The organism is Nocardioides sp. (assembly GCF_035547795.1).
Classification (GTDB): domain Bacteria; phylum Actinomycetota; class Actinomycetes; order Propionibacteriales; family Nocardioidaceae; genus Nocardioides.
Genome location: NZ_DASZUF010000070.1, coordinates 1 through 6,945, shown reverse-complemented (window position 1 = coordinate 6,945; position 6,945 = coordinate 1). Strand labels below are relative to the sequence as shown.

At 71.0% G+C, this 6,945-nt stretch carries 8 protein-coding genes and 1 riboswitch; of the genes, 4 read left to right on the top strand and 4 right to left on the bottom strand.

Annotation, left to right across the window (positions count from 1 at the left end; translation table 11 throughout):
• The 3 genes from VHA72_RS05160 to VHA72_RS05150 all read right to left on the bottom strand — a co-directional run.
• Positions 1–1,218: class II fumarate hydratase (locus tag VHA72_RS05160; RefSeq protein ID WP_325573373.1), on the bottom strand; the 1,218-nt coding region annotated here is incomplete at its 3' end.
• A 50-nt stretch (positions 1,219–1,268) separates the two neighbouring features.
• Positions 1,269–1,946 carry a spermidine synthase gene (locus tag VHA72_RS05155; RefSeq protein WP_325573372.1) on the bottom strand — a complete coding sequence of 226 codons (678 nt, stop codon included), beginning with the start codon at positions 1,944–1,946 and terminating at the stop codon, positions 1,269–1,271.
• A 25-nt stretch (positions 1,947–1,971) separates the two neighbouring features.
• On the bottom strand, positions 1,972–2,808 hold the full coding sequence (locus tag VHA72_RS05150) for an acyl-CoA thioesterase domain-containing protein (protein WP_325573371.1): 837 nt from the start codon (positions 2,806–2,808) through the stop codon (positions 1,972–1,974).
• A 64-nt stretch (positions 2,809–2,872) separates the two neighbouring features.
• On the opposite strand from VHA72_RS05150, the gene VHA72_RS05145 reads away from it, so the two are divergent.
• Positions 2,873–3,106 (top strand): hypothetical protein, encoded by a 234-nt coding sequence (locus VHA72_RS05145; protein WP_325573370.1) that lies wholly within the window; start codon positions 2,873–2,875, stop codon positions 3,104–3,106.
• On the opposite strand, the gene VHA72_RS05140 is transcribed toward VHA72_RS05145, so the two are convergent.
• A complete protein-coding gene (locus VHA72_RS05140; RefSeq protein WP_325573369.1) occupies positions 3,107–4,801 on the bottom strand; it encodes a fumarate hydratase in 1,695 nt (564 codons plus the stop codon).
• 85 nt (positions 4,802–4,886) lie between these two features.
• On the opposite strand from VHA72_RS05140, the gene VHA72_RS05135 reads away from it, so the two are divergent.
• The 3 genes from VHA72_RS05135 to VHA72_RS05125 all read left to right on the top strand — a co-directional run.
• Entirely contained in the window at positions 4,887–5,474 is a 588-nt protein-coding gene (locus VHA72_RS05135) for a carboxymuconolactone decarboxylase family protein (protein WP_325573368.1), read from the top strand.
• Positions 5,471–6,340 carry an RNA polymerase sigma-70 factor gene (locus VHA72_RS05130; RefSeq protein ID WP_325573367.1) on the top strand — a complete coding sequence of 290 codons (870 nt, stop codon included), beginning with the start codon at positions 5,471–5,473 and terminating at the stop codon, positions 6,338–6,340. Before VHA72_RS05135 ends, VHA72_RS05130 begins: the two co-directional genes overlap by 4 nt.
• 20 nt (positions 6,341–6,360) lie before the next feature.
• Positions 6,361–6,472: riboswitch (TPP riboswitch) on the top strand.
• Positions 6,469–6,945 (top strand): thiamine phosphate synthase (locus VHA72_RS05125; protein WP_325573366.1); only part of this gene is annotated, 477 nt, incomplete at its 3' end. It overlaps the preceding riboswitch by 4 nt.

Here is a 6,945-nt window from a genome sequence, read left to right as displayed (position 1 = left end):
GGTCACGATCGAGGGTGAGGACTCGGCGTACGCGCGCATCCGGGCGGCGTCCGCGGTGATCCCGTCGACGGTGCGCCGCGCCAGCACGGTGGTGGAGGTCGACAGCAGCCGGATCGATTCCAGCAGGTTGCGCGCGATGATCGGCATCGCCACGTTGAGCTCGAAGGAGCCGGAGGCGCCCGCGGCGGTGATCGCGGTGTCGTTGCCGATCACCTGGAAGGCGACCATCAGCGTCGCCTCCGGCAGTACCGGGTTGACCTTGCCCGGCATGATGCTCGACCCCGGCTGCAGGTCGGGCAGGTGGATCTCGGCGAGCCCGGTGGTCGGGCCCGAGGACATCCAGCGCAGGTCGTTGTTGATCTTGATCAGGCCGACCGCGATCGTCTTCAGAACGCCGGAGAGCTCCACCAGCGAGTCGCGGGTGCCCTGCGCCTCGAAGTGGTTGCGCGCCTCGGTGAACGGCTGGCCGGTGAGCTCGCCGAGCACCTCGATGACGCGCTGCGGGAAGCCGGCCGGAGTGTTGATGCCGGTGCCGACGGCGGTGCCGCCCAGGGGCAGCTCGCGGACGCGGGGGAGGACGGCCTCGATCCGCTCGGCGGCATAGCGCAGGGTGGCGGCGTACCCGCCGAACTCCTGGCCGAGCGTCACCGGCGTGGCGTCCATCAGGTGCGTGCGGCCGGACTTGACCAGCCCGGCGAACTCCTCGGCCTTGCGCTCGAACGAACCCGCCAGCACGTCGAGCGCCGGCAGCAACTCGTCTGTGACCGCGACCGCGGCGGCGACATGGATCGCGGTGGGGAAGGTGTCGTTGGAGGACTGCGAGGCGTTGACGTGGTCGTTGGGGTGCACGTCGGTGCCGGCGGCGCCGGCGAGGGAGGCGATCACCTCGTTGGCGTTCATGTTGGAGGAGGTGCCCGAGCCGGTCTGGAAGACGTCGATCGGGAACGCGTCGTCCACCTCGCCCGCCCGCACCCGGGCGGCCGCCTTCGCGATGGCGTCGGCCCGCTCCGGCGTCAGGACGCCGAGCTCGCCGTTGACCCGTGCGGCCGCCTCCTTCACCGCCCCGATGGCGTGGATCAGCGCGGGCTCGATCGGGGTGCCGCTGATCGGGAAGTTCTCCACGGCCCGCTGGGTCTGCGCGCGCCACAGCGCGTCCTTGGGGACCCGGACCTCGCCCATGCTGTCGTGCTCGATGCGGAAGTCATTCACATCAGCCATAGCCATGACGCTAGCGCGGCTATGCCCGGGTGTGACCGGTCAGACGCCGGTCAGACGCCGGAGACGTGCCCGGCGTAGAGCCAGTAGGTCTCCGCGCGGCCCTGCAGATCCACCGGGTAGGACAGCTCCTCGACCTGCCAGCGGCCGAACACCTCCCGCATCGTCGCCTCCAGCTCCGGCGCCTGCGCTGCGCTCCACACCACCACGGCACCACCGGGCCGCGTCGTCCGCCGCGCCTCGGTCAGCGCCGCGGCCCGGTAGAGGCCCGCGTTGGCGTCGTGCACCAGGTAGCCCGGACCGTTGTCCACGTCGAGTAGCACGACGTCGTACGCCGAGGGCGGGGCCTGCCGCAGCGCCCGCGCGATGTCGTCGACCAGCACCCGGACGCGGCCGTCGGCCAGCATCTCGGGGCCGTGCGGCACGGTGCCCTCGCGCAGCCAGTCGACCAGCGCCGGCTCGATCTCGACGACGGTGCAGCGCGCCACCCGCTCGTCGGCGAGCACCGCGGCCAGCGTGAAGCCCAGACCCAGCCCGCCGACGAGTACCTCGCGCGGGTCGTGGTGCAACGCCAGTGCCCGGGCCGCCAGCTCGCGCTCGGTGCTGGTCTCGACGGTGTCCATCACGAACACCCCGTTGGCGCGCAGCTCCAAGGCGCCGTCGTCGCGGCGTCGCAGCACCAGCTCGCCCCGCTCGGAATCGCTGCGCGCCACCTCGTCCACGCGCCGCATTCTTCCAGCGCATTCCCCCAGGTGCTCAGGGCAGGGCGGTCGCGCGCTCGTTGCCGCCGACGGCCATGTCGACGGTGCGCTTGGTGTTGGCCAGCGCGGTGACGGTGGCGGTGCCGATGGTGCCGTCGCGGTCGAAGATCTCCGCGACGCCGACCGCCACCCCGTCGACGGCGATGTGGTCGATCGACCGCAACCCGACCTGGACGCCGCCGGGCAGCCGGGCGAGCGCCAGGCTGATGTCGGTGTTGATGTACTCGATCCCGGCGGTGCCCCAGTTCGTGATCATGCTGGTGGAGTCGGCCATCGCCGCGACCGCCTGGAACGGCGTCATCGGCTCGTCGAGCACGGTCGGCACGGCGGTCTGCCAGCTGGCGTGCCGCCCGCCGTTCTGGTGGTGGCCGAAGTCGCTGGACCACGGCTCCTCGCTCGCGAACAGCGGCAGGGTGGGATCGCTGGTCACCGGTGCCATCGCCAGCGGCGGGGGAGTCGCCCGCGCGGGCGACGTCCACACCTTGCCGGCGGTGGCCTGCGACGGCATCAGACAGGTGCAGCGCGCCCGCGCCACGACGTCGTCCGCGCCCTGGACCACCTCGGCGTCGATCAGGGCGATCCGCCGCCCGTCGCGGACGATGGTCGTACGCACGGTGGTCGGTGCCATCCGCGCGGCCCGGAAGAGGTCGACGTGGTAGCGCCCCGGCACGAAGTCGCTCTTACCGAGCGCGCCCGCGGCCGCCTCCAGCTCCCGGGCCAGCAGGCCGCTGAGCGCGACGCCGTGCATCTGCTCCTCGCTCCACAGACTGCGCGCCAGCGGGGTGGGCAGATACCTGTCGCCGTCGCGGCGGAAGAAGCCGAAGTCGCTCACCGGGCCATAGTAGAACGCGTTCTATCCAGGTGTACGGCGAACCCCACCGGGCTACCGAGTCCGCATGAGTGATTCCGAGGGCCAGGTCTCCGAGGTGCAGCGCCTCGATGCCGACGAGCAGGACACCCCGATCAGCCCCGACGACTCCACCGCCGGGTATCCCGACAGCGAGTCCGGCGACCCGGACACGCGCGGCTCGGGGCCGGACGCCAAGCCGCCGGAGAACAGGCGCGACAACGAGCACAAGCCGGACCAGCACCGCCGGCACAAGCTCGGTGAGCGCGTCGAGGACGAATGACTACTGCGCCGACCGCACCCGGATCCCGGTCAGCGGGATCGTGGTGGTGCCAGCGGGGTCGGTGAAGAAGTCGTTGCCCTTGTCGTCGACCACGACGAACGCCGGGAAGTCCTCGACCTCGATCTTCCAGATCGCCTCCATGCCGAGCTCGGGGTACTCCAGCACCTCCACCGACTTGATGCAGTCCTGAGCCAGCCGCGCGGCCGGGCCGCCGATCGAGCCGAGGTAGAAGCCGCCGTGTGCGTGGCAGGCGTCCGTCACCTGCTTCGAGCGGTTGCCCTTGGCCAGCATCACCAGGGAGCCGCCGGCCGCCTGGAACTGCTCGACGTAGGAGTCCATCCGGCCGGCCGTGGTCGGGCCGAACGACCCGCTCGCCATGCCGGACGGCGTCTTGGCGGGACCGGCGTAGTACACCGGATGATCGCGCAGGTACGCCGGCATCTCCTCGCCGGCGTCCAGCCGCTCCTTGATCTTGGCGTGCGCGATGTCGCGCGCCACCCCCAGCGGCCCGGTCAGCGAGAGCCGGGTCTTGACGGGCAGTGACGACAGCGTCGCCAGGATCTCGCTCATCGGCCGGTTCAGGTCGATCTTCACGACCTCGCCGGCCGCGATGTCCTCGGCGACGCCGGCCGAGGGCATGTACTGCGCCGGGTCGGTCTCCAGCTGCTCGAGGAAGACGCCCTCGGCGGTGATCTTGCCCAGCGCCTGCCGGTCGGCGGAGCACGAGACCGCGATCGCCACCGGGCAGGAGGCGCCGTGCCGCGGCAGCCGGATCACGCGCACGTCGTGGCAGAAGTACTTGCCACCGAACTGGGCGCCGATGCCGAAGGACTGGGTCAGCTTGAAGACCTCCTCCTCCAGCTCGAGATCGCGGAAGCCATGTCCGGAGGCGTCGCCCGAGGTCGGCATGGTGTCGAGGTAGTGGGCGCTGGCGTACTTCGCGGTCTTGAGCGCGAACTCCGCCGAGGTGCCGCCGATCACCACCGCCAGGTGGTACGGCGGGCACGCCGCCGTGCCCAGCGACTTCAGCTTCTCGTCCAGGAACTCCAGGATCCGCTTGGGGTTCAGGATCGCCTTGGTCTCCTGGTAGAGGAAAGACTTGTTGGCCGAGCCGCCGCCCTTGGCCATGAAGAGGAACTTGTACTCCGGGCTGTGCTGTGTCACTTCTTGGCCAGGCGTGGAGTACAGCTCGATCTGCGCCGGCAGGTTGTTGCCGGTCGGCTTCTCGTCGTACATGGTGATCGGCGCCAGCTGCGAATAGCGCAGGTTGAGCTTGGTGTAGGCGTCGTAGACGCCGCGAGAGATGACCTCGGCGTCGTCCACGCCGGTGAGCACGCCCTCGGCCTTCTTGCCCATCACGATCGCGGTGCCGGTGTCCTGGCACATCGGCAGCACGCCGCCCGCGGAGATGTTCACGTTCTTGAGCAGGTCGAGCGCGACGAAGCGGTCGTTCCCGGATGCCTCCGGGTCGTCGATGATCTTGCGCAGCTGGGCCAGGTGGGCCGGGCGCAGGTAGTGCTGGATGTCGTGGATGGCCTCGTAGGTCAGCCGGCGGATCGCCTCCGGCTCCACCGTGAGGAAGGTGCGGCCGCCCACCTCGACGGTGCTGACCCCTTCCGTGGTGATCAGTCGGTACGGCGTGGAGTCCTCGCCGGTCGGGAGCAGGTCGCTGTAGAGAAAGGGAGCCTCGGCCACGGCTCGACACGATATCCCGCGCACCTGTCACATCCGTCGGCCGGTCGGTGTCTGGATGTCGAACGATCCCGTCCGAGGAGGAGACATGAGCACCACCCGCATCCCCGCCGCCCCGATCACGGGCCTGTACGGCACGCTCGTCAAGCGCTTCAGCATGAAGATGCTGGGCCGGGTCCCCGAGCCGCTCGGGGTGTACTTCCACAACCCCGCCGTTCTCAAGAGCTACCTGTCCATCAGCGCCAAGGCGCGCAAGTGGCACGCCTGCGACCCGAGCCTGAAGTCGTTCGCCCATCTGGCGGTCGCCTCCATGCTGGGCTGCTCGTGGTGCCTGGACTTCGGCTACTTCGAGGCGTTCAACGAGAAGCTGGACCTGGACAAGGCGCGGGAGGTGCCGCGCTGGCGCGAGTCGAGCGTGTTCACCCCACTGGAGCGCGACGTGATGGTCTACGCCGAGGCGATGTCGGTCTCGCCGCCGATGGTGACCGACGAGCTGTCCGCGAGCCTGCGCGAGCGGATCGGCGCCCCGGCGCTGGTCGAGCTGACCGCCTTCGTCGCGCTGGCGAACTTCTACACCCGCTCGAACATCGCCTTCGGCATCGAGTCCGAGGGGTACGCCGAGGCCTGCGACCTGGCGCCGATGGCGCCGCGACCCGAGGTAGCGTCCGGAGCATGAGCGACGACCCGTTCCTCGCCCACCGCAGCCTGCTGTTCACCGTCGCCTACGAGATGCTCGGCTCGGCGGCCGACGCCGAGGACGTCGTGCAGGAGACCTGGCTGCGGTGGCGGGCGGTGGACCGCGCCGGCGTGCGCGACCCGCGGGCCTACCTGGTCCGAGCGGTGACCCGGCAGGCGCTCAACCGGCTGCGCACGCTCGCACGCCGCCGCGAGGAGTACGTCGGCGAGTGGCTGCCCGAGCCGCTGCTGACCAGCCCCGACGTCGCCGAGGACGTCGAACTGGCCGAGAGCCTCTCACTGGCGATGCTGACGGTGCTGGAGACGCTGACGCCGACCGAGCGGGCGGTCTTCGTGCTGCACGAGGTCTTCGCCGAGTCCTACGACGAGATCGCCGCGGCCCTCGACAAGTCGGTGGCGGCGGTGCGCCAGATCGCGCACCGGGCGCGCGAGCACGTCGCCGCCCGGCGGCCGCGCTCGAAGGTGAGCGAGCAGGAGCGCCGTCGGGTCGTGGCCCGCTTCCTGGCCGCGCTCGAGACCGGGGACCTGGCCGGACTGGTCGACGTCCTCGCTCCCGACGTCGTGCTGGTGACCGACGGTGGCGGGGTGAAGAAGGCGGCGCTGCGGCCGATCGTCGGGGTCGAGAAGGTGCTGCGCTTCCTGATCGCGGTGCAGCCGCCCGACTCGGCGGTCGACGGCGTGGCCGTGGTCGTCAACGGTGAGCCGGCGCTGCGCATCGACGTCGACGGCGAGCCCGACTCGATCGTGACCGCCGAGGTGGACGGCGGCGCGGTGGTGCGACTCTTCGTGGTGCGCAACCCGGAGAAGCTGCGCCGGATCGCGGAGGAGACGCCGTTGCGCCGGTAGCCGCCCCTCGCTATGGTCGAGGCATCCACCACGGGAGTCCGCGGCAGCGGACTGAGAGGGAGCTGAAGCCGCTCCGACCGTCGAACCTGATCCGGGTCATGCCGGCGAAGGAAGCGAAGGAGCATCCCTTGTTGCCACGGCTGTTCTGTCTGGTCTCGTCCGAGGACGACCTCGCGCTGCTGCCTGCGCTGGCCGGGACCGGTGTCGACGGGTTCCAGGTCCGGGACAAGCACGCGACCACCCGCGAGCTGGTCGAGCTGACCCGGGTGGTGCGCGGCTCCGTCGAGGCGTACGGCGCCGTGGTGGTCGTCGACGACCGGCTCGACGTCGCGCTCGCGACCGGCGCCGCCGGCGTGCACCTCGGGGCCGACGACCTACCGGTCGCGGAGGCACGCCGGCTGGCGCCCGGCCTGCTGATCGGCGCCACCTGCCGCTCGCGCGCCGAGGTCGCCACCGCGGCCGACCACGGCGCCGACTACGCCGGCTTCGGCCCGCTCTTCACGACCCGGTCGAAGGCCGGCCTGCCCGATCCGTTCGGGCTGGGTGCGCTCGCCGCCGCGTGCGGCATCCTGCCGCTGATCGGCATCGGCGGCATCGACGCGGAG